Below are 25016 nucleotides of genomic sequence, written 5' to 3'. Positions count from 1 at the left end.
TTGTACCGCGCTTTTTCTTTTAGAATATAAAAATTAAAAATAATAAAAAAGTTGAAACTTTTTATGCTTGTGATTCGTCTATATAAGTGTACAGGAAAGGAGGTTCCAGAAATCGATGGTTTTCGATGGTTGGAAAAGAAAAAAACAAATTCGTGCGTTAGAAACGCTTGTTGATACCAAATATGAAAAAATGTATCGCATTGCCTTTAACTATACACATTCGAAAGAAGATGCCTTGGATGTGATTCAAGAAAGCTTTGAAAAGGCACTGAAGGCCATCCAAAAAGGACCCGATATTAAGGATTTTGACGCGTGGTTCTTTCGAATTCTGCTTTCTGTAGCGACAGATTATTGGCGTAAAAAGAAACGAGAAGCTGTTCATATTGAAAAAGATGAACATGTGTTAGCTCTTTTAAATAATCCCCAACGCAGTTTTTTAGAAATTGAAGAAATTATTAATCAATTAGATAGTCCCAATCGTGAAATTATTCTATTAAAATTTTTTGAAGGATTTACGCTAAAAGAAATCGCTTTGATCCTGGATATTAACGAAAACACGATTAAAACGAAGATGTACCGCAGTTTGAATGAACTCCGAAGTCTAATGAATTAGTAAAAGAAAGGAAGCGAAAAAATAATGGAAGATTTTGTAAAAAGTGTTGTTAAAAACTTTTCAAAAGAATACCGCCAACAACCGTTGCCAACGGATCTACAAGCGGAAGTCAAAGCGCGTTTTCATAAAGAGAAAAAGCGGTACACCTGGCTTCGTTTTAGAAACCGCTCACTGCAAAGTAGTGTAGTGGTGGCTTGTGGCTTTGTCTTATCAGTCAATTTGTTTCCAGGTTTTAGTGAAGCAGCCCGCAACATTCCTGTGTTAGATAAAATTGTTCAATTAGTCACCATCAAAACGTTGACAGCGAAAAAACAGGAAAGTGAAGTAAACATCGATGTCCCTAAAATCCAAACATCCCAAGAATCTTCAGTAGCCGACACGCTCAACAAAAAATACTTGAAAGAAGCCCAAACAGAATTTCAACAAGTCAAAGGGCAATTGTTTGATGGTTCTCGTGTTTCAGTCACTGGAGATTATGAAAAAGTTGTGGACGACCGTCGCTTCCTAGTGGTCAAACGAACCTTCACAGAAATTAAAGGCAGCTCTGCGACGACAACGAAATATGACACCATCGACAAACGAGCCAATGTTGTCGTTTCACTCCCCTTAATTTTTAAAAATGATTTTTACATTGATGTCATTAGTAGTGAAATTAAACAACAAATAGCAGACCAAATGAAGAACGATAGCAATAAAATATACTGGTCCGAAAAAGAGGATGCCCCCAGTGATGTTCAACCCTTCAAAAAAATTAAAAAGGACCAACCTTTCTATATCAATGAAAAACACCAATTAGTGATTGTGTTTTCTCAAGGAGAGATTGCGCCTTACTATATGGGCACCCCTGAATTTGTGATTCCTAATCAAGTCATTGAGAATGAATTGGCAGCGCCTAATTATTTAAAATAAACTCAGTAAAAAACACGCGACATTTCTTAAAACTGTCGCGTGTTTTTTACTGACCTAACCAAGTCAGTTGCGGTTTTACTGAGAGAAGCGTACACTAGAATTAAGCATAACAAGAAAGGGCGAATGGCAATGGAAAAATCAGAAAAAATTAGTATTTTACAAGATGTGGTTAAAATTAAATCTGTAAATGGAAACGAAGAAGAAGTGGCAATCTATTTACAAAATCTTTTGAAGAAATATGAGATCCCTTCTGAACTTGTTTCTTATGCACCAAATCGTAGTAGTTTGGTTGCTTATTTAGGTGAAAACCGAGAAAAAGTCTTAGGGTTTAGTGGCCACATGGACGTGGTTTCTGAAGGGGACGAAAGTCAATGGACTTTCCCGCCATTTGCGGCCCATATTGAAGGAAATAAATTGTATGGCCGTGGCGCAACGGACATGAAAAGCGGCTTAGTCGCAATGGTTTTAGCAATGATTGAATTAAAAGAAAAGGAAGTTCCATTAAATGGAGCGGTTAAATTTTTAGGTACAGTTGGTGAAGAAGTCGGTGAGCTAGGTGCTGGCCAATTAACTGAAAAAGGCTATGCGGATGATTTAAGTGCCTTAGTCATTGGAGAACCAACCAATTATAACTTGATGTATGCGCACATGGGTTCAATTAACTATTCTGTTGTGTCACACGGAAAAGAAGCCCACAGTTCGATGCCAGAAGAAGGCATTAACGCGATTAATAATTTGAACGAATTTATTACAGAAGCAAACCAACAAATGGCGGAAGTCACAGCAAACTATGAAAATCCTGAATTAGGTCGAACGATTCACAATGTAACCGTCATTAAAGGTGGCACACAAGTGAACAGTATTCCAGGTCAAGCAGCCTTGCAAGGGAATATCCGTTCAATTCCAGAATTTAGCAACGACCAAGTCATTGCGTTATTACAAAAAATTGTCGATGAATTGAACAAAAAAGAAAAACATCAGTTAGAATTAACGATTGATTACAATAAAATTCCTGTAAAAGCTGAGAAAGATTCTGCGTTAATTCAAGCCATTCAAGCCCAATTTGATCAACCATTACCATTAGTGACAAGCGCTGGGACCACAGACTTAGCTGAATTTACTAAATCAGACAATACATTTGATTGCGTTGTCTTTGGACCAGGTGTGACCACTACTGCACACCAAGTCGACGAATATGTCGAAATTGATAATTATTTAGATATGATTGATAAGTATCAAGCGATAGCAAAAAGTTATTTAAATTAAAAAAGTGTCGCGCCTGAATCATAAAAATCAGGTGCGACATTTTTTATAAGGTTTATTCCACCACAGTCCATTCATTTAAAGTTTTGCCGTTCTCATCAACTAGCTCTAACCAGCTGTTTGTTCCAGCAAAATAGAGAAACAAGCCGACTTCATTAACGCTTTTTAAGATGATATCTTCCGTTGTGACAAAGTCTTTAAATTGGCCCTTGCGTTCATCACGAAGTTTTTCACCAAATCTAGCGGAGAAACCGACAGACCCGTCTTTATTTAAAGGGGCTTCTGGCATCATTGTCGCGCCAGCTTTAATAAGCATTTCATTGCGCTTTTGCCAAAAAACAGTTGCTTTGCTTTGTCGAGTATCAATATAAAAAGGAATTTGGCTAACTTCTTTTGTCCATTTGTGGCGTGCTTTGGCTGGTCTGGCTTTCTTCGGCGCCGGTTTTTTAAACAGAGAGTAGCCAAAACGTTCCAAGATAAAGGTGACTGTTTCTTTATAGTTAGTCACTGTCGCTACCGCACTTTTCGGAATTTTGACTGTCGTTGGGGTTGCTTCCAATGTTAAACCACTTTCTTTCGCATCATCTAGGAAAGCTTGCGCTAAATAGGCAAGTTCTGTGTCCCAAGTCGGTTTCAATAAAATCGAGTGATCAAAAGAAACTTCTTTATATGTAGCTTTTTCTTCAGCAAGTCCTAAAGCAACTAGTTGGTTATCTCTTAGCAAGAAAAGAATCGCTGCCTCTTTTTTCGGTAATTTAGTTGTTTGTTCAATGATTAAGTGGGCCTGATCGGCTAAATCAATGAGTGTCTTTGTTTTTTTTAAATCAACGGTTAAATGTAAGTCCATGAAGTCTACTCCTTTATCGTTAGTTTCTTCATTGTATCATGAAACACCGTCTTCGTCTTTTAACGAGTCAGCAACCTTACAATATTGTTTGAAACAAAAAGAAGCTTTCATGGTATACTTACTCACATGCATAATTTTTAATGAGGAAAGTAGAGGAACAAGAATGAAAACACTTGGCAATATTTTATGGTTCATCTTTGGCGGCTTTTTTGGTGGCTTATCGTGGCTATTCGCAGGCGTGATTTGGTGCATTACAATCATTGGTATTCCGATTGGTTTACAATGTTTCAAATTAGCGGGATTGAGCTTTTGGCCGTTTAAAAAGCGAGTCGTGTATAGTGATAGCGGCGTATCTTTGGTGGTAAACATTATTTGGCTGATTATCAGTGGACTACCATTAGCAATTGGGCATTGTATTAGTGGCTTGTTGCTTTGTCTGACAATCATCGGTATTCCGTTTGGGCAACAATCCTTTAAATTGGCGAAATTAGCGTTAATGCCGTTTGGGGCCCGTGTTGTTTCAACAAATGATTTTTATTTTGAATAGTCAGAGGTTTCTCATTGACAAATAAAACGAAACAGCGTATTCTGTAAATGTAACAAATAACGTTACATTTAGTTTGGAGTGATTAGACATGGCCATGTCAACGAAATTAAGTGTTGCGATTCATATTTTAAGTTTGATTGAAACAGGTCCTCAAGAACAAGTGACTTCTGAATACATTGCTTCGAGCGTGAATACGAATCCAGTCGTTGTTCGACGACTAATGAGCCAGTTAAAAAAAGCCGGCTTGATTCATTCCATGCGTGGAGCCAATAAAAATACCTTATTAAAGAAACCAGAAGAGATCTCACTGTATGAAATTTATACAGCGGTTGAATTGGAACGAGAGATTTTCAATATTCATCAAAATCCTAATCCAAACTGTTCCGTTGGGGCAAATATCCAATCGGTACTAGAAACTGAATTTACTAAAGTGCAACAAAAAATGGAAGAAGAATTGAAAAGCATCACCTTAGCAGATGTGATTCATGAAATAGAAGTTAAGAGGTCGGGAAAGAAGTGTTCAGCTCCGAGAAATAAGAAGGAATTTCCAGAAATTGTTCTTTAATTTTTGGAGAATTTCGGCTTATTTCCGAAGGAGTTGCTTCTGTTCCCGCCGTTTATCGGCCTCTAAGCTTGGGAAAAATTCAAAGTGAATTTTTTTCAAGCTCTACTTTTAAAGTGTCAAATGTAACTATTTTAGTTCTATTTAAAAATGAAAGGATGATTTACATGAAAGTAGCAGTATTAGGAGCAACAGGAAAAGAAGGACAATTACTTTTAGCAGAAGCTAAACGTCGCGGGATGGACGTGACAGCCATCGTTCGTAATGCCTCAAAAATAACAGATGGCACACCGACCATTGAAAAAGATGTTTATCAATTAACAACAGAAGATATTCAAGCGTTTGATGTATTAATTAGTGCCTTAGGATTCCCTAATGTGCAAGATTTCCCCAAATCTACCCAGCATTTGATTGAGATTTTAACCAATCAAAAAACGCGCTTGTTTGTCGTTGGGGGCGCTGGAACCTTGTATGTGGACCCAGAACACACAACTCAATTAAAAGATACACCATCATTCCCAGCAGAAATTCAGCCATTAGCTTCGGCGATGGGCGAAGCTTTAAACTTATTGAAAGAAGCTCAAAACATCCACTGGACCTATATTAGTCCTGCAGCCATGTTTGATGCTGATGGTCCTGCGACAGGCCATTATGAAATCGCTGGCGAAGAATTAACAACCAATAGTCAAGGTGACAGCTACATTAGTTACGCAGACTACGCCGTTGCCATGTTAGATGAAGTGGAAAGTAATGCACACCCAAATCAACGAATTAGTGTGTATCAATAAAAGAAACAAGAAAAATGGGGCCTCCGTTAAAACAACGGAGGCCCCATTTTCTTGTTTGATTAATTATTGCTAATGTATTTACTGTTTGGGTGCTCGGTATCCTGCTGCTTCTGCTTCTTCAACAGTAGAGAACCAAGCCACTGGATTAGTGGTTCTATTATAATATCTACTTCCAGGCACATGATAAATTCCATTACGTGACCCTTTAATTAAGGCGTTACCGCTTGGTGCTTCCGCAGCAGCCGTCTCGACTTCCGCCGGCGCCTGTGCGGCTTGTTGCGCCTCTGCTTCAGCTTGCGCTTTTGCTGCCGCTTCGGCTTGTTCTTTTTGCGCTTTTTCAGCGGCTAGTTTCTGAGCTTCTGCTTCTTTTCGTTGTTTTTCTTTGTGGGCATCTAATTGAGTTTTAACAACGGCTACCCGTTTTGTTAAAGCTTGATTTGGGGAGTTTAAAGCGTCAATTTGTTTGACCGCTTCATTATAGTAAGCTTCATTGGTTGGTTCTTGTTCAGCTTTTTCAACAGCGGCAGTTGCACTGGCGACTAATTGTTCATTTTTTTCTTTTTCAGCGATAGCGGTTTGAACAGTCGTTAATCGTTGTTGAAATCCTTCTTTGCCAACTGGGGCAGCAGCTACTAATTTTTCAGCTGCTTGATAATCGCTTTTACTTTTAGATTTTTCAGCAGTTGTAACTGCTTCATCAACAGGTACTGCTTTTTTGATTTTTTCAAGGCGATCATTGTATTCCTCGTATTCTTGACTTAATGAAGATACTAAGGTTGCGGCTTCATCATAGTTTTTCTGAGAAGGTTGTTTTTCAGCGTAAGCTAAGGCTTTTTCTGTTTTGGCCAATTCTTGTTCAGAATCTGTGATGCTCGCAATAAATTCTTTTGATGGTGTGACTTCGACTGATTTTTCAACTTTGGTATCTTTCTTCTCAGCCACAAAGGTGATTTTTTGCGTTTTTTCATCGGACAGTTTTACTTTGTAAGCAAACGTTTTGTCTTTCGTTTTTACTTCCTTGCCATTGGCCGTTAGTTTGCTGCTGCCATCGTATTCGCCTTTGATGGTGGCTGAGCCATTGGCATCGGTTTCAACACTCTCTGCATCAAGTGAAAGCGTTGGGGAAGAATCTGTCGTGGCAACCCCACCAATAAATAGAGCGGCACTTGCTAATGCGGCATAGCCATATTGTTTTTTCGGTTGTTTCTTAATTAATGCTTTGATAGTCAGTCCCCCGCTGACAAGTAACCCTAATAGACCCAAAAGTACTAATACTACACTCATTCATTTCTCTCCTTTCGATATAACGTTATTATACAATGTATTGTGAGAAAATGAACATTTTTTTCGTAATAATTAATAAATTTCCTGATAAAAAAATTATTTCCTGAAGCTCAAATTCTTTTGTAAAAATTTTGTTGTGCTAAAATGGAAAGTGAGTTTAACTACGTATGTTATTAGAGAAGGGGAAATCAATGAAAGCAGAAATCATTGCAGTCGGAACAGAGTTATTACTGGGACAAGTAGTGAATACCAACGCCACCTTTTTATCAGAAGAGTTAGCTGCGCTAGGCATCGATGTTTACTATCAGACCGTTGTTGGTGATAACGGCGGCCGCTTAGAAACGCTACTAACAGAAGCAGAACAAAGAAGTGATTTAATTGTCCTTTGTGGAGGGCTAGGACCTACAGAAGACGATTTAACCAAGCAAGTTGTCGCACAACATCTCCATAAATCATTAGTAGAAGATCAAGAAGGATTGAACCGCTTGCACCAGTTTTTCCAACAGTCTAAGCGGCCAATGACGGAAAATAATCTACGACAAGTGTTAGCCATTGAAGGTGGACAAGTTCTTCAAAACCCGACAGGATTAGCGGTTGGTTCTTTCGTAACAGAAGGGACAACAAGCTATTTGCTCTTACCAGGGCCGCCCAATGAATTAATTCCGATGTTCCAACAAGCGGCACGACCTTTATTGATTGATGCGTTTCCACAAGAAGAACAATTGATTTCAAGAGTCTTGCGTTTTTATGGCATTGGTGAATCACAGCTGGTGACCGAGATTCAATCGTTGATTGCGCACCAAACGAATCCAACCATTGCGCCTTATGCTAAGGCTAATGAAGTGACACTTCGTTTAACAGTTAAAACAAAAGACTTAGTAGCTGGCGAAGAATTATTAACAGCGACGGAAGAAAAGGTTTTAGCTAAAGTGGGAGACTATTTTTATGGGTATGGGGATGACAATAGTTTAGCCAAGGTAACAGTGGATTTGTTATTACAAAACGGACAAACCGTCACGGCTGCTGAGAGCCTCACCGCTGGCCTATTCCAAAGTACACTGGGGGAAATTGCGGGTGCTTCGAAGATTTTTAAGGGAGGCTTCGTGACGTATTCGCAAGAAACAAAAGAGAACTTTTTAGGAATTTCTCATGAACTTTTAGAAGAACATGGCACGGTAAGTGAAGCGTGTGCCAAAGAAATGGCAGAGAAAGCGCGTCAGTTAGCTAAATCTAACTATGGTTTATCATTTACTGGGGTCGCTGGTGACCCAATCGAAGGTCAACCGACAGGCACTGTTTGGATTGGGCTGGCGGAAGAAGGCCAACCAACCGTTGCAGAATGTTTCCATTTTAACCGTGACCGAAATTATATTAGACAGAGTGCGGTTATGCGAGGGTTAGATCTTTTGCGGCGCCGAATCATTAATAAAAAATAAATATGCGAATGTTTGTTCGGTTTTTTCTTGCTTTTTTGGTACAAAAGAGATATGATAGACCTACTAACAGGAAATGAAAAATAAGTTTATATAAATTAAAGGAGGATTATCCATTGGCAGATGATCGTAAAGTGGCTTTAGATGCCGCACTGAAAAAAATTGAAAAGAACTTTGGGAAAGGTTCTATTATGAAATTAGGCGAAAAAGCTGATCAAAAAATTTCAACTATCCCTAGTGGTTCTTTAGCGTTAGATGTTGCATTGGGCGTAGGTGGGTATCCACGTGGCCGAATTATTGAAGTATATGGTCCTGAGAGTTCAGGTAAAACAACTGTTTCTTTACACGCAATTGCAGAAGTGCAACGAAATGGTGGAACAGCCGCTTTTATCGATGCTGAGCATGCATTGGATCCTCAATATGCGGAGAAACTAGGCGTTAACATTGATGAATTACTTTTATCTCAACCAGATACGGGTGAGCAAGGCTTAGAGATTGCCGATGCCTTAGTTTCAAGTGGTGCGATTGACATCGTTGTCATCGACTCGGTTGCTGCGTTAGTTCCTCGTGCAGAGATTGATGGTGAGATGGGAGCGAGCCATGTCGGCTTACAAGCTCGACTAATGTCTCAAGCACTACGTAAATTATCAGGCTCAATTAATAAGACAAAAACAATTGCTATTTTCATTAACCAAATTCGTGAAAAAGTTGGCGTGATGTTCGGAAATCCTGAAACAACTCCTGGTGGACGTGCATTGAAATTCTACGCAACGGTTCGTCTAGAAGTCCGTCGTGCAGAACAGTTAAAACAAGGAACAGACATCGTCGGTAACCGCACAAAAATTAAAGTCGTTAAAAACAAAGTGGCGCCACCATTTAAAGTGGCAGAAGTTGATATCATGTATGGCCAAGGGATTTCCCAAGAAGGCGAATTACTAGATATGGCTGTGGAAAAAGACCTTATCAGCAAAAGTGGTGCTTGGTATGGCTACAAAGAAGAACGAATTGGCCAAGGCCGTGAAAATGCCAAACAATACATGGCGGATCATCCTGAAATGATGGCAGAAGTGTCTAAATTGGTCCGTGATGCATATGGCATCGGTGACGGTTCAACCATTACAGAAGAAGCAGAAGGTCAAGAAGAACTACCTTTAGATGAATAAATAACGAGTGAATACGACTCGTTAAGAAGAAAGACAACACTTACTGAACAGGACAGGTGTTGTCTTTTTTTGTTTAGAACTAAATTGTTAAATAGACTGTTGTCCATGTCCGAACCCATCCACATCAAGCAGCTTAGTCAAACAGCAGACTATGCGGCGTTTGTTCTAAAATTTAAACAATTCGTGACGGCGGAAACCTAAAAATGTGACGTTGTCTAATATTTGCTGCCCTTTCCAAAAGAAAGGGCTTTTTTAAGTTGACACCTTTCGCGACAAACATTAGAATAAAATTGTGTGTATGCACAAATATGCAAGTAGGCATATTGATAATTGATTTTAGTTTATCAAAAAACTACAAGATATGAATTAACAAAAAGATAGTATGGAGGTGGAAATATGGTTTTAAATATTCTCCTCGCTATCGTCGGTTTGATTGTCGGTCTTGGTTTAGGATTTGTTATTGCAAAGTCACGTCATGATAAAGCAATAAATGGTGCAAAAATTTCAGCGTCGAGTATTCTCGAGAACGCTCGGAAAGAATCAGAAACACTGAAAAAAGAAGCATTGCTAGAAGCTAAGGAAGAGAACCAGAAGTATCGTTCAGAAATTGAAAGTGAGTTGAAAGAAAGCAGATTAGAACTTAAATCTCAAGAAAATCGTTTAATTCAACGGGAACAAACGTTGGATCGTAAAGATGACTCTCTTGAAAAACGTGAAGGCTCACTGGAAGAAAAAGAAGAGAAACTTGGTGCTAGACAGCAATTAATTGATGAGCGAGAAAAAGAAGTAGAAAACTTAATTAATCAGCAACATCAAGAATTAGAACGAATTGCTTCCCTTTCAAAAGAAGAAGCAAAATCGATTATTATGAAGTCAACAGAAGAAGAGTTGAATCATGAACTAACCTTGATGGTCAAGGAGTCAGAACAACGTGCCAAAGAAGAATCTGATCGCAAAGCGAAGAACTTGCTTTCCCTAGCAATTCAACGTTGCGCCGCCGATTCTGTTTCTGAAACAACTGTTTCCGTGGTCACTTTACCAAATGATGAGATGAAAGGTCGCATTATTGGTCGTGAAGGACGTAATATTCGTACATTGGAAACATTAACAGGGATTGACTTAATCATTGATGATACGCCAGAAGCGGTTGTGTTATCCGGATTTGATCCAATCAGACGAGAAATCGCTCGAATGACCTTGGAAAAATTAATCCAAGATGGTCGGATTCATCCCGCTCGCATCGAAGAAATGGTAGAAAAATCACGTAAAGAAATGGATGAACGGATTCGTGAATACGGAGAACAAGCAGCCTTTGAAGTAGGTGCTCATACGTTACATCCTGATTTAATTAAAATTTTAGGCCGTTTACGTTTCAGAACAAGTTATGGTCAAAATGTCTTGAACCACTCAATCGAAGTAGCAAAACTGGCTGGCGTTTTAGCCGCCGAATTAGGCGAAGATGTTCAATTAGCAAAACGTGCAGGTTTACTACATGATATTGGGAAAGCATTAGATCATGAAATTGAAGGTTCTCACGTTGAGATTGGCGCAGAATTAGCTGCGAAATATAAAGAAAATTCAGTAGTTATTAATGCCATTGCCTCGCATCATGGTGATGTGGAAGCAACCTCAGTTATTTCTGTTTTAGTGGCAGCCGCAGATGCGTTATCTGCAGCCCGTCCAGGTGCACGTAGTGAATCGTTAGAAAACTACATTCGCCGCTTAGAAAACTTAGAAAATATTTCTAATAGTTTTGAAGGCGTGGATTCAAGTTTTGCTGTTCAAGCAGGACGTGAAGTTCGTGTCATGGTGAAACCAGAAGAAATTTCTGATTTAGAATCTGTTCGTTTAGTTCGAGACATTCGGAAGAAAATTGAAGATGACTTGGATTATCCAGGACATATCAAAGTAACGGTTATCCGTGAAACACGTGCCGTTGACTATGCGAAATAAAATAAAAAGCGAATAAGTATCGCGTGTAGTGTCTCAATGAACAATTGCAAGGATTGTTCGTTGAGACACTTTTTTTAATCTTTTAAAACCAAAACTTTCTTTTCAAAGCGAAAACAACTATAATAAACAAGAGATGTTAAAAAGAGAAGAGGAACCTTTTTGCGTATATTATTTATAGGAGATGTTGTCGGTTCTTTAGGAAGAGAAGCCCTAGCAACGTATGTCCCTAAATTAAAGAAAAAATATCGTCCACAAGTGACCATTGCCAATGGTGAAAATGCGGCATCTGGTCGGGGAATTACTGGCAAGATTTATAAGAAATTTTTGCAAGATGGTGTCGATGTTGTTACGATGGGTAACCATACGTGGGACAACAAGGATATCTTTGAATTCATTGATGATGCGAAGAAAATGGTTCGTCCAGCGAACTTTCCAGAAGATGTGCCTGGTCAAGGAATGGTTTTTGTGAAAGTCAATCAATTGGAACTAGCGGTGATTAATTTACAGGCCCGCACATTTATGGTGCCATTGGAAGATCCTTTCAAGAAAGCCGCCGAGCTAGTGGCTATCGCTCGCAAACGGACACCGCTCATTTTTGTGGATTTTCATGGCGAAACGACGAGCGAAAAACAAGCCATGAGCTGGTTTTTAGATGGCCAAGTTTCAGCCGTTGTTGGAACACATACGCATGTTCAAACAAATGACGCTCGGATTTTACCGAAAGGGACAGCCTTCTTAAGTGATGTCGGTATGACCGGACCTTATGATGGGATTCTAGGAATGAAGCGTGAACCGATTATTGAGAAGTTTATGACAGCATTGCCGAAGCGCTTTGAGGTAGTCGAAACAGGGCGGACAATTTTATCTGCCTGTATTTTAGAGATTGATGACCAAACGGGCCAAGCGAAGATGATTGAGCCGATTCAGATTAGCGAAGATCGCCCGTTTCAAGAATAATAGAAGAAAAGTTAATCTCGGATCATTAAGAGGTTAACTTTTTCTGCTCTTATAGAAAAAGTGCCGGTGAAAGATGAAGGTGAAAAAAATGGAGCCGTTGAATTTAGATGCACAAAGTAATAAAGAATTAGAAAAATTGTTACATTTAATTGGACAAGATGAAGTCATTCAGCGCTACCAAGCGATTGAAGAAAAGGTAAAGAAAAACAAAAAGCTGACAGAATTAGTGGAAGAAATTAAAGCTGCGCAAAAAGATGCGGTTCAATTTGCTCACTATGGCAAACCAACTGCTGAAAAAGAAGCCATTCAACGAGCTGATGCGAAAACAAAAGAATTTGATGAGCACCCACTCGTTGTAGCCTACCGCGAACAACTGATCGAAGCCAATGACTTAGTCCAACATGTCACGGCGCTCATTCAATACCGCGTGAACGAAGAGCTAGAGAAGGAAGGGAATTAAATGCCACAAAAGACAAAAAATACACCCATGATGGAACAATATTTATCCATTAAGGCCCAATACAAGGATGCGTTTTTATTTTATCGCTTAGGTGATTTTTATGAATTATTTTATGAAGATGCTATCAATGCAGCGCAAATCTTAGAATTGACGTTAACCAGTCGTAACCGCAATGCGGATGATCCGATTCCTATGTGTGGCGTTCCTTATCATGCCGCGCAAGGCTACATTGATACGTTGATTGAGCAAGGCTATAAAGTAGCGATTTGTGAGCAAGTGGAAGATCCAAAGACTACCAAGGGCATGGTCAAACGAGAAGTGGTCCAGTTGGTAACGCCAGGAACGGTGATGAATAGTAAAGGCTTGGAAGCCAAAGACAATAATTACTTAACCGCTGTGCTAACAGATGGTAATCAGTTCGGTTTTGCCTATGTAGACTTGAGTACAGGCGAATTAAAAACAGCAGTCTTGGCTGATGAAGAGGGCGTTTTAAACGAAGCTTCTGCGTTGCAAACAAAAGAAATGGTCCTAGGTTCAGGGATTCCTGAATCGTTAAAAGAGAACTTAAGTTTACGTTTAAATATTATCTTTTCGACACAAGAAACGGTGGAAGAAAATGCCGAGTTTAGTTTTTTAACCAATGAACTGATTAATCCATTAGAAATTGAAATTACAGGCAAATTATTATCTTATTTATCCGTTACCCAAAAGCGGAGCTTGTCCCATATTCAGAAAGCTGTGGAATATCAGCCAGATCATTTCTTGAAAATGGATCATTATTCTAAATTCAATTTAGAATTGAGTCAGTCGATCCGAACAGGACAGAAAAAAGGGACTCTATTGTGGCTATTAGATGAAACGAAAACAGCTATGGGCGGCCGTTTGTTGAAACAATGGTTGGATCGTCCGCTAATTCAGGAACGTCAAATTAAGGCGCGTCAAGAAATGGTGCAATCCTTATTAAATGCCTATTTTGAACGCTTAGATTTGCAAGCAGCATTGACGAACGTGTATGATTTAGAGCGGTTAGCAGGACGCGTGGCATTCGGCAGTGTGAATGGGCGTGATTTAATTCAATTACGGACCTCTTTAGAACAAGTACCAACGATTCGACAGTTAATTGTCGGGATCAATCAAGGGGAATGGGATGATTTGTTAGTCGACTTAAACCCTGTTGAAGATTTAGTGGCATTGATTGCGACGGCGATTAATGAAGAAGCCCCTTTACAAATTACTGAAGGAAATGTTATTAAAGACGGCTATAACGACCAATTAGATGAATACCGTGATGCCATGCGCAATGGTAAGCAATGGCTAGCGGAGTTAGAAGCGAAAGAACGCCAAGAAACAGGGATTAAAAACTTGAAGATTGGCTACAATCGTGTCTTTGGTTATTTCATTGAAATTACTAAGTCAAATTTAGCGAATTTAGAAGAAGGAAAATACGAGCGGAAGCAAACATTAGCTAATGCGGAGCGCTTTATTACGCCAGAACTAAAAGAACTAGAACATTTAATCTTAGAAGCCGAAGAAAAATCAGTTGAACTAGAATATCAATTGTTCTTGGCCGTGAGAGAACAAGTGAAAACGAACATTGATCGGTTGCAAACACTGGCTAAAACCATTAGTGCGGTTGATGTTTTACAATCTTTTGCAACAATTAGTGAACGGTATCAATACGTTCGACCAACGTTAAGAAGTAACACGAAAAATTTGGCGATTGTCGAAGGACGACACCCAGTCGTGGAAAAAGTTTTAGGGCACCAAGAATACATTCCAAACAGTATCCGCATGAACCCAGAAACAGATATTCTCTTGATTACTGGACCAAACATGTCAGGGAAAAGTACCTACATGCGTCAATTGGCTTTGACGGTGGTCATGGCGCAAATTGGCTGTTTTGTACCAGCGGAAAGTGCTGAAATGCCAATTTTCGATCAAATTTTTACACGGATTGGAGCCTCTGATGATCTAATTGCAGGGCAAAGTACCTTTATGGTAGAAATGATGGAAGCCAACCAAGCACTGCGGCATGCCACGCCTAACAGCCTAATTTTATTTGATGAATTAGGACGCGGCACGGCAACCTATGATGGAATGGCGCTAGCGCAAGCCATCATTGAATATATCCATCGTGAAGTACAAGCCAAAACGCTATTCTCTACACATTATCATGAACTAACTGTTCTAGATGAAACCTTAAAAGGCTTGAAGAATATTCACGTGGGCGCTGTCGAAAAAGATGGCGAAGTGGTCTTTCTTCATAAAATGATGGAAGGACCTGCTGATAAGAGCTATGGGATACATGTTGCTAAAATCGCTGGTTTACCAAGCCCGCTTTTAGAACGAGCAGCCACCATTTTATCCGCTTTAGAAGCGGAAGAAACAACGATTCCAAGTTCAGTTCATCATGAAGAAGTTTCAGAAGTCCATGAAGAAACCGAGCAACTTTCATTATTTAAAGAAGTTTCAACAGAAGAATTAAGTGTCATTGACACATTGAAGAAAATGAATCTATTAGAAATGACACCACTAGATGCGTTAAACATGCTTCATCAATTGCAAAAACGTATCTAATTAGGAACCGAACCGGTTAGGAGGTCGTGAAATGGGGAAAATTCAAGAACTATCTGAACAACTAGCCAACCAGATTGCTGCTGGTGAAGTTGTTGAACGTCCCGCTTCTGTCGTCAAAGAATTGGTGGAAAATGCACTGGATGCAGGAAGCACTCAAATTGATATTTTTATTGAAGAAGCTGGCTTGAAAACCATTCAAATTATTGATAATGGTGAAGGAATTGCCAAAGAAGATGTACTGAATGCCTTCAAGCGCCATGCCACAAGCAAAATTCATACAAGAGATGATTTGTTTCGAATTCGCAGCTTGGGGTTTCGAGGCGAAGCCTTACCAAGTATTGCCTCAGTTTCTGAAATGATTGTCGAAACTGCCACAGCTGAGGAAGAAGAAGGCAGCTATGTGATTCTAAAAGGGGGCAAGGTCGAAGAAAACCGACCAGCAGCCCTCCGTAAAGGCACAAAAATGACCGTTTCTAATTTATTTTATAATACGCCCGCTCGTTTGAAATACGTCAAAACGATCCAAACGGAATTGGCCAATATCGGTGACATTGTCAATCGTCTGGCGTTAAGCCACCCTAAAGTCGCTTTTCGCTTAGTTCATGACGGCCACAAAATGATGAGTACAACAGGCAATGGTGATTTAAAACAAACGATTGCCGGGATTTATGGCATTAGTACCGCAAAGAAAATGTTGAAAATTGAAGGAAAAGACCTTGATTTTACTTTGACAGGGTATGTTTCATTGCCAGAAGTCACACGGGCCAGCCGCAACTATTTATCAACGATTATCAATGGTCGTTATATTAAAAATTTCGCGTTAAATAAAGCAATTGTAGCCGGCTATGGTTCGAAACTAATGGTGGGGCGTTTTCCAATTGCTGTGTTAGAAATTGAAATGGATCCGCTGTTAGTCGATGTCAATGTCCATCCTACTAAGCAAGAAGTTCGTTTAAGTAAAGAAAAAGATTTAATGGCATTAATTGAACAGGCGATTCAAGAAGTGTTGAGCCAAGAACAGTTGATTCCCAATGCGGCAGACAATTTGCGTTTTAAAAAGAAACTACCGCCAGAACCTAAAGCCGAACAAATGGAAATTCCTTTATCGACTGAACAACCTGCGGTAAAACAACGACCGGGCAGCTTAAGCTATAATCCTGCAACGGGTCGCTTCTATGCGGAACATGCGACAGACGAAACACCAGTCTCAAGCGCCCCTGAAACTGTCAACCAGACAGAAAGAGCAGTGGATCCAATGGACGACCCATTTGCGCCGCCAGTGCCAGAATCAACGAGTGTAGCGGAAGAAACGTCAGCTTACGAAACCTCTTCGGCAGCTGCTGATTCCGCAAATCATTGGGAAACAGCTAGTAATGAGCAACAGGTAATAGCCGAAGAAACGAAAATAACTGAAGTGCCTGATTCAGAACCTTCTCTGCGTTCATCAGAGGCTGCTGACGAGGTTTTCCAAGAAGAAATGAAACTTCACCCGGAATTCGATGCCAATAGCGCTGCGAGCCAAAGAGAACTGAAACAAGCCCTGAACAAGTTGGAAGAAGAACGACCGACAGAACGTTTTCCTGAGCTAGAATACTTCGGTCAAATGCACGGAACTTATTTATTCGCACAAAGCAAAGATGGTCTGTTTATTATCGACCAACACGCTGCCCAAGAACGAATTAAATACGAGTACTTCCGTGAAAAAATTGGCGAAGTCAGTGATGATTTACAAGAACTATTGGTACCAATCGTTATTGATTATCCAAATAGCGATGCCTTGAAAATTAAAGAGCAGAAAGAAACCCTTGCGGAAGTCGGCATCCATTTGGAAGACTTTGGACAAAATAGTTTCATTGTGCGGGAGCACCCAACTTGGTATCCTGCAGGCGAAGAGGAAAGCATTGTTCGCGAGATGATTGACATGTTGCTAACAACTGGCTCGGTCAGCGTGAAAAAATTCCGTGAAGCAACTGCCATTATGATGAGCTGTAAGCGATCCATCAAAGCCAATCATTACCTCAATGAGCAACAAGCACGCGTGCTATTAAAAGATTTAGCCTTGTGCGAAAATCCGTTTAATTGTCCGCATGGACGTCCGGTGCTGATTCATTTTACGAATTCAGATATGGAACGAATGTTTAAACGCATTCAAGACCCCCATTAAAAAGAAACGAGGCGTCATCAATTTATGCAAATTATTTTAGCATCCCAATCTCCTCGCCGTCAGGAGTTATTAAAGCGTGTGGTTCCAACTTTTACGATTGCACCAGCCGATATCGATGAAACTGTTGGCAAAGACGGCTTACCAGCAGAATATGTGGCGCAAATGGCTGCCCAAAAAGCAGCGGCTATAGCAGAACAATCCCCCGAAGCACTAGTCATTGGCTGCGATACAATTGTGGCATTGGCGGGAGAAATCCTCGGTAAACCGACTTCTCGGGAAGACGGTTATCGCATGTTGCGCCTGTTAAGTGGCAAAACACATGACGTGTATACAAGTGTGACGTTGAAACAAGGGGAAAAAGAGCGCTCCGCGACAGTTCATTCAACCGTGACGTTTTATCCACTGACAGACACGGAAATCCATGCTTACTTAGATACCGCAGAATATGCCGACAAAGCAGGCGCTTATGGTATCCAAGGACAAGGAGCATTACTAATTGAAGCAATCGCCGGCGATTATTACGCCATTATGGGCTTACCAATTGCCAAAGTAGCCCGACTACTAAAAGAATTCAACTAATAAAAGACAGTCCTTTTCATTCGTCAAAAGAGAAAGGACTGTCTTTTACTATGCAAACTATTAGGTGCCTGTTTGGCAAACGTGGTATCATTGAACCCAATAAATTGAACAGAAGAAAAGGAGTGGACAGAATGACAAAACCAACAGAAGAAGAATTAAAACAAACCTTGACGGATCTTCAATATGCCGTCACACAAGAAAACGCAACAGAACGCCCTTTTTCAGGAGAATATGATGACTTTTACCAAGACGGAATCTATGTAGACATTGTTAGTGGCGAACCGTTGTTTAGCTCCCTGGACAAATACGATGCTGGTTGCGGCTGGCCATCCTTTACCAAACCAATTGAAAAACGTGGCGTCAAAGAAAAAGCTGATTTTAGTCACGGCATGCACCGAGTAGAAGTTCGCAGTCAAGAAGCAGATTCACATTTAGGGCATGTTTTCACTGATGGCCCACTCCAAGAAGGCGGCTTACGTTATTGCATTAATGCGGCAGCTTTGAGATTTGTGCCAGTGGCAGATTTAGAAAAAGAAGGCTATGGCGAGTACCTTTCTTTATTCAAATAATCCTCATTTTTTAGACAAATACGATAAAATAGTTAGAAGAAAGCGACTTTTGATGAATATCTTGTATGAAATACAGAAAATCTCTTGATTTATTTGGCTAGGACTACTATTATTTTAGAAGGAAAGTATTGTTCAGTTTTAACGAATTGGCTGAAATAGAAAGTGGAGGTTCTAATGTCGAAACATTATTTTGATCCAAGATTGAAAATCTTTTCTTTGAACTCTAATCGTCCCTTAGCAGAAAAAATTGCGGATGCTGTGGGTGTGGAGCTAGGAAAGTGCTCTGTAACACAATTTAGTGATGGCGAAATTCAAGTGAATATTGAAGAAAGTATTCGTGGTGCACATGTTTACGTCATTCAATCAACAAGTAGCCCTGTTAACGATAACTTAATGGAACTATTAATCATGATTGATGCGTTAAAACGTGCGAGTGCTAAAACAATTAACGTGGTTATGCCTTATTATGGGTATGCACGTCAAGACCGTAAAGCACGTGCCCGGGAACCAATCACTGCTAAACTTGTTGCAAACATGATTGAAAAAGCTGGCGCAACAAGAATGTTGACATTGGACTTACATGCGGTCCAAATTCAAGGATTCTTTGATATTCCAGTGGATCATTTGATGGGTGCACCATTAATTGCCGATTACTTCATCGAACACGGCATTCAAGGCGATGACGTCGTTGTTGTTTCCCCTGACCATGGTGGTGTAACGCGTGCACGTAAATTGGCAGAATTCTTAAAAGCACCAATTGCGATCATTGACAAACGTCGTCCAAAAGCGAACGTAGCAGAAGTAATGAATATCATTGGTCATGTGGAAGGCAAAACATGTGTCTTAATTGATGACATGATTGACACAGCGGGGACAATTTCTCTTGCTGCAAACGCATTGAAAGAAGCCGGAGCAAAAGACGTTTACGCTTCTTGTACACATCCCGTTTTATCAGGACCAGCCTTACAACGTATTGAAGATTCAGCAATTGAACGCTTAGTTGTAACAGACTCTATTTACCTATCTGATGATCGTAAAATTGCAAAAATTGACGAAGTCAGCGTTGGTGAATTAATCGGAGATGCGATTAAACGTATCCACGAAAACAAACCAGTTAGTCCGTTATTTGAAACAAAAAATAAATAATTACAAAAAACCGCCCACATCATTTTTCTGATGTGGGCGGTTTTTTCTCTAAATCATTTTATCTAAAAAAATATTGTAACCTGAATATTTATTAGGTATTCATGATATACGATAAGTGTAGAGAAGTTAATGCGGAGGCAAGCGCAAAGGAACATGCGCTTTGCGACGAGCATCGCAACAAAGTGAGAAGCGTAGGAGCAGAGACTTTCCTCTTTCGGTGAGGTGGTGCGTATGAGCGTACTTCCAAAATTTACAGAAAGGAGAGGCCTTTTGTCAGCATATGAAACAATTCAGACGATCCTAGGGTTTGGTATGTTTACCATTGCTTTGATCGCGCTGATTGTGAAATTGCTTAAAAATGACAATAAAAAATAACCGTTTACTTTGATCGAGTACGGTTATTTTTTATAACTAAATTGGTCACCGTCTTAAACGGCTCTACATCAGAGAGGTATGTTGACGCATATCTCTCTTTTCGTTTTTATTATAGCATATTTTCCCGAAAAGTACGAATAAATTTAGCGTTAATCCGTGAAATCCTAAAAGCTGTTAAAGAGGAGAAAAACCTCTGGGCTTTTTCTCTTTGCCTATAGTCTGTTTAGCCCGCTTTTTTGTTAAAATTTATCGTAAACTTCAATTACTGAGGTGCTATTCAGCTCAGACTTACTTATTTTAATTACTTCATGGGATTCAGTTAAAGATTTCGATTGGCTCTTTCGTGGCTGATTTATTAACGATAATAAAGATTGTGGGACGTACTTTTTGTTATTCTCTTTACATGTTAACGCCACAATCATTTTGCCTGAACGAATTGCTTTTTCATACTGTAAATTATAAAATTTTCCTCCATCGCATATTCGTACACCTGGAGAAATAAGCATTTCTAATAGAGAAATTACTTGTAATTTTTGGCCTGTGGTTCCATCATCTTTAGGTTTAATCCCGCGCAGTGAAACTTTATTATTTTTTAAAGCTCTGTAAAATTGAGTAGCCTTAAAACGAAATTTACAGCTCCCTTGTTTATCTATTTGATAATAGTCAACTCCGCATAAATGCATAAAATTCCCAGCTTCAAATTGAACGTTCATTTCTAACAATTTCTTTGTTTTCCGATGTTGATATGTATAAGTGAACATATGATTATTGAAGTTGGTGTCATAAATTAAGAACGCCTTTCTAATTGTGTCAAAATCTTTTTTCTCAATCATTAGTTTCTCCTATAAATAAAGAAGCCAAGCTTAGCTTGCCTTCTTTAAACTTCAAATATAATTCAGGTTTTTCTGTTGCTCACCAACTATTGGCTCTACGTCCAATTCTATATCGAGTTTTTCTGTTGCTCGCCAACTATCGGCTATTACTTCCGATTTCAGTATTGAGTTATTATGATGCCTGATCATCAAGAAACATCTACTTGTTTCTAATAAAAGTCTACCACAGAACCACGTTCAACTCAATCCTTTTTAATCCAATAATGGAGTGTAATGACAATAAAAAATAACCGTCAACTTTGACCAGCACGGTTATTTTTAAATAATCCAAAAGGTCACCGTCTCAAACGGCTCTACACTAGAGAGGTACGTTGACGCATCTCTCTCTTTTCATCTACATTCTAGCATAGATACAATGTAGATGAAAAGAGGTGCCTGCTGCTAAAGGTTCTTGTCCTTCTTTAGCGATTGAGCAGTGCATCAACGCTTAGTTTAGTCATTTCAGAGACTTGCATGTCGGCTCCGATTAAGGGTTGGCTGGCCGACAAGCCGACGGCATAGATGCCTGCGGCTTTCAAGCCGTCAATGCCTGATTGTGCATCTTCAAAGCCAATGGCGTTTTGCGGTAGCACGCCAATACTGTCAGCGGCGGCTAAAAAGATTTCAGGATCAGGTTTGCCTTTGCTTAACGAGTCGGGATCGACAATTGTGGCGAAGTACGCGCGCACGCCTAATTTTTCCAAAATCAGGGGGGCGTTTTTTGAAGCCGAAGCCACGGCACAGGGAATGTGACGTGCTTGGGCTTGCTGTAGCAATGGCACGACACCAGGTAAAACATCTTCTGTTGTTAAATGTTCTAATAATTGAACGTAGTGGTCATTTTTTTGCTGAGCTAAGGCTTCTTTTTCTGCTGGAGTAAACGCATTTTCACGGTGGCCATGGGCTAAAATGCGGTCCAAGGAATCCATCCGACTAATGCCTTTTAATGTTTCGTTGAAGGTTTCGTCAATGGGGATACCTAGCGAATCGGCCAACGCTTTCCAAGCTTGATAATGAAATTTGGCGGTGTCTGTAATGACACCATCCAAATCAAAAATAAATCCAATCGTCATTGTGGTTCGCTCCTTTATTGATAATGTACTTCTTTTGGTCGTTCGGCGGTTAACGGAATCAACGCGCCCTGAACCAATAATTGTGTATCTTTATCTGCTGTAATCGTGACACTGGTTTGTGTTAATGAAAATTGATACGTCACGCCTTGATGAATAAACTGGAAGGCCAGCGCTTGCCAATGTTCAGGTAAGTTTGGACAAATTGATAACTCGTTCTGGCGCGTGTCAACGCCTGCATACGTCGCTAAAGTAACGTGGATCGTCGCAGCCATGACCCCTGTATGAATCCCTTCAGCGGTCGTGCCACCTTGAATGTCACGATAATCGGAATACAATGCTTCTTGATAAAGTTGCCAAGATAGCTCATGGAATTGCGCCATTTCTGCCAATTGGGCATGAACAATTCGTGACAAAGTCGAACCATGAGACGTCCGTTTTAGATAATACAAAAGATTTTTTTCCAAATAATCCGCAGGCAATTGATACCCTAAATCTTCTAAAATTTGATCCACCCGAGTTTTGTCTAAGTTGTAGAACAACATTAACGTGTCGGCTTGTTTCGCCACTTTGTAATCATCGGGAGATTCTCCTTCGGCTTTTAAAATTCGATCCATGCGGTAAATATTGCCGTATTTCTCTTTCATCGCCGCCCAGTCAATCTCTTTTAAGCCGAAATACCCTTCATATTGCGCAATAATGCCGTCAGAATTAACTTCAATTTCCAGTGAATTTTGAATTTGCTGCATGCGGGCTAAATCAGCCGAAGTAGTCTGAGTTTTGGCAAAAAGTTGTGCCTGTTCTTCCTCAGAGAAAAGTGCCAAAATGTTGGTTAATTCTTCGAATAGCCAAACCACCATCAAATTCGTATAGGCGTTGTTTTTCAAGCCGCTTTCCGTTTGGTCTGGATAGCCCTCGTGAAACTCATCAGGTCCCATCACTTTATCAATAAAGAACCGTCCTGTTGCGTCATCTAACGTCGCAGCGCTGTTCCAAAATTGAGCGATTTCTAACAACATTTCGCCGCCATATTGTTTCATAAATTCATGATCCTGTGTACTATGCCAATACAACCAAGCATTGTAAGCAATCGCCAAGGACACATGCCGTTGCAGAATGCTATGATCCTCGCCCCAATGTCCATTCAACGGATTTAAGTGAAGTTTTTGCGTGGTTTCACGCCCGTCACGTCCTGATTGCCACGGATACATTGCGCCACGATACTGGCTAGCCGCCGCATTTTCCTTCGCCTTCTCTAATCGATGGTAGCGATACAGCAACAATTGTTTCGCCGTGTCAGGATAATGTTGAATATAAAAAGGTAAAATAAAAATTTCATCCCAGAAAATATGTCCACGATACGCTTCACCATGCAAGCCTCGGGCGGTAATCGAGACGTCCAATGCTTGCGCTTGGTTACTAAAAGGCGAAGCCGAAGCCAGCAAGTGATAACTGTGAATCCGTAAAAGTTTTTGAGACATCAAATCGCCTGTCACGGTAATGTTGGCTTGTTGCCAAAGGGTTTGCCAAGCGCGGGCGCTTTCCTGAGCGGCGGCCGCAAAAGAGTCCTTCGGCGTAAACGGTACTTGCCAACTTTGTTCGGCGTGGCTGGCTTGCACATAGACTTGTTTTTCTAGCGTATAGCGCGTGCCTTGGTGCGCCATCACGGTCACCACTTGGGCGATTTTTTCCGCTTCTTCTTGAATCGTAATCGCTTCTTTTTCAAAAAAATCACCGGTTATCAAGGCCGTTTCTCGGACGCTCAAGTTAGATTGATTGGTACAAACCTCAATCACGGTTTTGTTTTCCTGCGCGCTTAATGCTGTCACCTGAAAATGTTTCGCTGTTAAGTTACGATACCGCGCCACGTTGTAGTTGTAGACACTGCCATCCGTGACGGTTTTCAAAGTAATCGGGGCCGAAAAGTTTAACGGCTCAAACGTATATTGCAGATGATAGTCATTCGGCTGTGCCATATTGGCGATTTTTTTCGTCGTTAATTTAATTTGCTGATTGTCCGCATCTTTCAAAATCATTTCTGCGACAAACAATCCCGTTTTCAAGTTCAATTGACGATGTAATTGTTGTAGTGTGTCTGGAGAAATCGTTAACCAGTCAGTGGCATCGCCAATTTTTAAAGCGATGTGTTGGTTGTCAGGAGCATTGACGAAATCTTCATTTTCCACTACTTGACCCGCAACTTCCGAAGCCGCTGTATTATAAAGCCCCGCAATGTAGGTCGCTGGATAATGATCATCAGAAATCGTCATCTCAGGTGTTGTGCCGCGCAAACCTAAAAAGCCATTGCCGACAGTTAACAGGGACTCCACCGCATATTCATTTTTCCCAGGCACGTAGCCATAATAGTCCAAATGCCAAGCCAGATACTGCCGTTTTTCTTCAAATGCTTCCAGCAGATTCGGTGCCGCCGCTTGTTCGGCTGCCGTTAAAAGTGGCGTGTTCAATTGTTCCGAGAATGCTTGAATCACCGCTTGCGGAACCAGCGCCAACGTTTCCTCTGGCGAAAAGAAGTCCGCTGGGAAATCAGCCACAATTCCCCCCAGAATCGGCGCAGCCTCTGCCACAATCAATTGGCACAGTTCAGGAACCGTTTCTTCGATAGTCAAAGCTTCAAAAGGGAACGTTTTTTGGTGAAGCGGTTCCAATTTATGGTTTAAAAAAGTCGTCGTTAGTTGGTTCGTTGCGAATGTTAATTCTAAAATAGTCATGTTTGGCGCCTCCTTGCGAACTTGTATAGACATGTTTCGTTTGACTACAGTATAGTATGAACGAATCAGAATTACAAGGATTTTCCCCAGATTCTTGGGAAAACTTTTCTACAACGTGGCTGCAACCGACTACGCTGGGTCCGAAAAAAAGGCGGT

22 protein-coding genes are annotated in these 25016 nt (G+C 40.4%); 17 read left to right on the top strand and 5 right to left on the bottom strand.

The features are described from left to right. The first annotated feature begins 115 nt into the window (after nt 1-115). The 3 genes from IGL86_RS12360 (at nt 116) to IGL86_RS12350 (ending at nt 2788) form a co-directional block, all read left to right on the top strand. The gene (locus IGL86_RS12360) at nt 116-613 is read left to right on the top strand and encodes an RNA polymerase sigma factor (RefSeq protein WP_033625735.1); all 498 of its coding nucleotides are present in this window, start codon (nt 116-118) and stop codon (nt 611-613) included. A gap of 24 nt (nt 614-637) precedes the next feature. After that, the gene (locus IGL86_RS12355) at nt 638-1522 is read left to right on the top strand and encodes an RsiV family protein (RefSeq protein WP_010824032.1); all 885 of its coding nucleotides are present in this window, start codon (nt 638-640) and stop codon (nt 1520-1522) included. A 129-nt stretch (nt 1523-1651) separates the two neighbouring features. Beyond that, the gene (locus tag IGL86_RS12350) at nt 1652-2788 is read left to right on the top strand and encodes an ArgE/DapE family deacylase (RefSeq protein WP_002367472.1); all 1137 of its coding nucleotides are present in this window, start codon (nt 1652-1654) and stop codon (nt 2786-2788) included. A gap of 52 nt (nt 2789-2840) precedes the next feature. On the opposite strand, the gene IGL86_RS12345 is transcribed toward IGL86_RS12350, so the two are convergent. After that, nucleotides 2841-3632: a hypothetical protein gene (locus IGL86_RS12345; RefSeq protein ID WP_010713701.1), complete on the bottom strand. Its 792-nt coding sequence runs from the start codon at nt 3630-3632 to the stop codon at nt 2841-2843. Between the two features lie 163 nt (nt 3633-3795). Between IGL86_RS12345 and IGL86_RS12340 the strand changes: the two genes are divergently transcribed. The 3 genes from IGL86_RS12340 to IGL86_RS12330 all read left to right on the top strand — a co-directional run bounded on the left by IGL86_RS12340 (nt 3796) and on the right by IGL86_RS12330 (nt 5529). Then, the gene (locus IGL86_RS12340) at nt 3796-4179 is read left to right on the top strand and encodes a YccF domain-containing protein (RefSeq protein ID WP_002358999.1); all 384 of its coding nucleotides are present in this window, start codon (nt 3796-3798) and stop codon (nt 4177-4179) included. Nucleotides 4180-4267: 88 nt separating this feature from the next. Then, nucleotides 4268-4744, top strand: coding sequence for an Rrf2 family transcriptional regulator (locus tag IGL86_RS12335; protein ID WP_002408372.1), 477 nt, complete (start codon nt 4268-4270; stop codon nt 4742-4744). 155 nt (nt 4745-4899) lie between these two features. Further along, nucleotides 4900-5529 (top strand): NAD(P)-dependent oxidoreductase, encoded by a 630-nt coding sequence (locus IGL86_RS12330; RefSeq protein WP_025188758.1) that lies wholly within the window; start codon nt 4900-4902, stop codon nt 5527-5529. Between the two features lie 78 nt (nt 5530-5607). Here IGL86_RS12330 and IGL86_RS12325 read toward each other — a convergent pair whose 3' ends face one another. Next, the gene (locus IGL86_RS12325; protein WP_033625547.1) at nt 5608-6813 is read right to left on the bottom strand and encodes a hypothetical protein; all 1206 of its coding nucleotides are present in this window, start codon (nt 6811-6813) and stop codon (nt 5608-5610) included. Nucleotides 6814-7004: 191 nt separating this feature from the next. Here IGL86_RS12325 and IGL86_RS12320 point away from each other — a divergent pair, with 191 nt between their 5' ends. From IGL86_RS12320 to pepG1, 11 genes are all read left to right on the top strand, one after another. Then, the gene (locus tag IGL86_RS12320) at nt 7005-8249 is read left to right on the top strand and encodes a competence/damage-inducible protein A (RefSeq protein WP_010706982.1); all 1245 of its coding nucleotides are present in this window, start codon (nt 7005-7007) and stop codon (nt 8247-8249) included. Nucleotides 8250-8362: 113 nt separating this feature from the next. Next, nucleotides 8363-9409, top strand: coding sequence for a recombinase RecA (gene recA, locus IGL86_RS12315; RefSeq protein WP_002354860.1), 1047 nt, complete (start codon nt 8363-8365; stop codon nt 9407-9409). A 396-nt stretch (nt 9410-9805) separates the two neighbouring features. After that, nucleotides 9806-11362, top strand: a complete 1557-nt coding sequence (rny, locus tag IGL86_RS12310) for a ribonuclease Y (protein ID WP_002354863.1) — start codon at nt 9806-9808, stop codon at nt 11360-11362. 159 nt (nt 11363-11521) lie between these two features. Further along, nucleotides 11522-12319 carry a TIGR00282 family metallophosphoesterase gene (locus IGL86_RS12305; protein ID WP_002354864.1) on the top strand — a complete coding sequence of 266 codons (798 nt, stop codon included), beginning with the start codon at nt 11522-11524 and terminating at the stop codon, nt 12317-12319. Nucleotides 12320-12392: 73 nt separating this feature from the next. Continuing rightward, on the top strand, nt 12393-12779 hold the full coding sequence (locus IGL86_RS12300) for a RicAFT regulatory complex protein RicA family protein (RefSeq protein WP_002359008.1): 387 nt from the start codon (nt 12393-12395) through the stop codon (nt 12777-12779). After that, nucleotides 12780-15356, top strand: coding sequence for a DNA mismatch repair protein MutS (gene mutS / locus IGL86_RS12295; protein ID WP_033625548.1), 2577 nt, complete (start codon nt 12780-12782; stop codon nt 15354-15356). A gap of 31 nt (nt 15357-15387) precedes the next feature. Further along, on the top strand, nt 15388-17520 hold the full coding sequence (gene mutL / locus IGL86_RS12290; RefSeq protein ID WP_033625549.1) for a DNA mismatch repair endonuclease MutL: 2133 nt from the start codon (nt 15388-15390) through the stop codon (nt 17518-17520). Between the two features lie 24 nt (nt 17521-17544). Continuing rightward, nucleotides 17545-18099, top strand: a complete 555-nt coding sequence (locus tag IGL86_RS12285) for a Maf family protein (RefSeq protein ID WP_002354869.1) — start codon at nt 17545-17547, stop codon at nt 18097-18099. Between the two features lie 131 nt (nt 18100-18230). Further along, on the top strand, nt 18231-18668 hold the full coding sequence (msrB, locus tag IGL86_RS12280) for a peptide-methionine (R)-S-oxide reductase MsrB (protein WP_002354871.1): 438 nt from the start codon (nt 18231-18233) through the stop codon (nt 18666-18668). Between the two features lie 174 nt (nt 18669-18842). Then, a complete protein-coding gene (locus IGL86_RS12275) occupies nt 18843-19814 on the top strand; it encodes a ribose-phosphate diphosphokinase (RefSeq protein WP_002381060.1) in 972 nt (323 codons plus the stop codon). Between the two features lie 231 nt (nt 19815-20045). Continuing rightward, the gene (pepG1, locus tag IGL86_RS12270) at nt 20046-20189 is read left to right on the top strand and encodes a type I toxin-antitoxin system toxin PepG1 (RefSeq protein WP_002392696.1); all 144 of its coding nucleotides are present in this window, start codon (nt 20046-20048) and stop codon (nt 20187-20189) included. A gap of 239 nt (nt 20190-20428) precedes the next feature. On the opposite strand, the gene IGL86_RS12265 is transcribed toward pepG1, so the two are convergent. The 3 genes from IGL86_RS12265 to IGL86_RS12255 all read right to left on the bottom strand — a co-directional run bounded on the left by IGL86_RS12265 (nt 20429) and on the right by IGL86_RS12255 (nt 24893). Next, nucleotides 20429-21022 (bottom strand): PBECR4 domain-containing protein, encoded by a 594-nt coding sequence (locus IGL86_RS12265; RefSeq protein WP_010706987.1) that lies wholly within the window; start codon nt 21020-21022, stop codon nt 20429-20431. Nucleotides 21023-21483: 461 nt separating this feature from the next. Continuing rightward, nucleotides 21484-22134, bottom strand: coding sequence for a beta-phosphoglucomutase (gene pgmB / locus IGL86_RS12260; RefSeq protein WP_033625550.1), 651 nt, complete (start codon nt 22132-22134; stop codon nt 21484-21486). A 14-nt stretch (nt 22135-22148) separates the two neighbouring features. Then, nucleotides 22149-24893, bottom strand: coding sequence for a glycoside hydrolase family 65 protein (locus IGL86_RS12255; RefSeq protein ID WP_430605614.1), 2745 nt, complete (start codon nt 24891-24893; stop codon nt 22149-22151). Nucleotides 24894-25016: the final 123 nt, after the last annotated feature.

This window comes from Enterococcus sp. DIV0774 (assembly GCF_050539095.1).
Taxonomy (GTDB): Bacteria; Bacillota; Bacilli; order Lactobacillales; family Enterococcaceae; genus Enterococcus; species Enterococcus faecalis.
Note: the sequence above shows the minus strand (reverse complement) of the source record. Positions and strands in the feature narration are given on the sequence as shown.

Bases quoted from the DNA above. Each gene is read 5' to 3' on its own strand.
- IGL86_RS12360 (WP_033625735.1), top strand. From the start codon at position 116: ATGGTTTTCGATGGTTGGAAAAGAAAAAAACAAATTCGTGCGTTAGAA.
- IGL86_RS12355 (WP_010824032.1), top strand. From the start codon at position 638: ATGGAAGATTTTGTAAAAAGTGTTGTTAAAAACTTTTCAAAAGAATAC.
- IGL86_RS12350 (WP_002367472.1), top strand. From the start codon at position 1,652: ATGGAAAAATCAGAAAAAATTAGTATTTTACAAGATGTGGTTAAAATT.
- IGL86_RS12345 (WP_010713701.1), bottom strand. From the start codon at position 3,632: ATGGACTTACATTTAACCGTTGATTTAAAAAAAACAAAGACACTCATT.
- IGL86_RS12340 (WP_002358999.1), top strand. From the start codon at position 3,796: ATGAAAACACTTGGCAATATTTTATGGTTCATCTTTGGCGGCTTTTTT.
- IGL86_RS12335 (WP_002408372.1), top strand. From the start codon at position 4,268: ATGGCCATGTCAACGAAATTAAGTGTTGCGATTCATATTTTAAGTTTG.
- IGL86_RS12330 (WP_025188758.1), top strand. From the start codon at position 4,900: ATGATTTACATGAAAGTAGCAGTATTAGGAGCAACAGGAAAAGAAGGA.
- IGL86_RS12325 (WP_033625547.1), bottom strand. From the start codon at position 6,813: ATGAGTGTAGTATTAGTACTTTTGGGTCTATTAGGGTTACTTGTCAGC.
- IGL86_RS12320 (WP_010706982.1), top strand. From the start codon at position 7,005: ATGAAAGCAGAAATCATTGCAGTCGGAACAGAGTTATTACTGGGACAA.
- rny (WP_002354863.1), top strand. From the start codon at position 9,806: ATGGTTTTAAATATTCTCCTCGCTATCGTCGGTTTGATTGTCGGTCTT.
- IGL86_RS12300 (WP_002359008.1), top strand. From the start codon at position 12,393: ATGAAGGTGAAAAAAATGGAGCCGTTGAATTTAGATGCACAAAGTAAT.
- mutS (WP_033625548.1), top strand. From the start codon at position 12,780: ATGCCACAAAAGACAAAAAATACACCCATGATGGAACAATATTTATCC.
- mutL (WP_033625549.1), top strand. From the start codon at position 15,388: ATGGGGAAAATTCAAGAACTATCTGAACAACTAGCCAACCAGATTGCT.
- IGL86_RS12285 (WP_002354869.1), top strand. From the start codon at position 17,545: ATGCAAATTATTTTAGCATCCCAATCTCCTCGCCGTCAGGAGTTATTA.
- msrB (WP_002354871.1), top strand. From the start codon at position 18,231: ATGACAAAACCAACAGAAGAAGAATTAAAACAAACCTTGACGGATCTT.
- IGL86_RS12275 (WP_002381060.1), top strand. From the start codon at position 18,843: ATGTCGAAACATTATTTTGATCCAAGATTGAAAATCTTTTCTTTGAAC.
- pepG1 (WP_002392696.1), top strand. From the start codon at position 20,046: ATGAGCGTACTTCCAAAATTTACAGAAAGGAGAGGCCTTTTGTCAGCA.
- IGL86_RS12265 (WP_010706987.1), bottom strand. From the start codon at position 21,022: ATGATTGAGAAAAAAGATTTTGACACAATTAGAAAGGCGTTCTTAATT.
- pgmB (WP_033625550.1), bottom strand. From the start codon at position 22,134: ATGACGATTGGATTTATTTTTGATTTGGATGGTGTCATTACAGACACC.
- IGL86_RS12255 (WP_430605614.1), bottom strand. From the start codon at position 24,893: ATGTCTATACAAGTTCGCAAGGAGGCGCCAAACATGACTATTTTAGAA.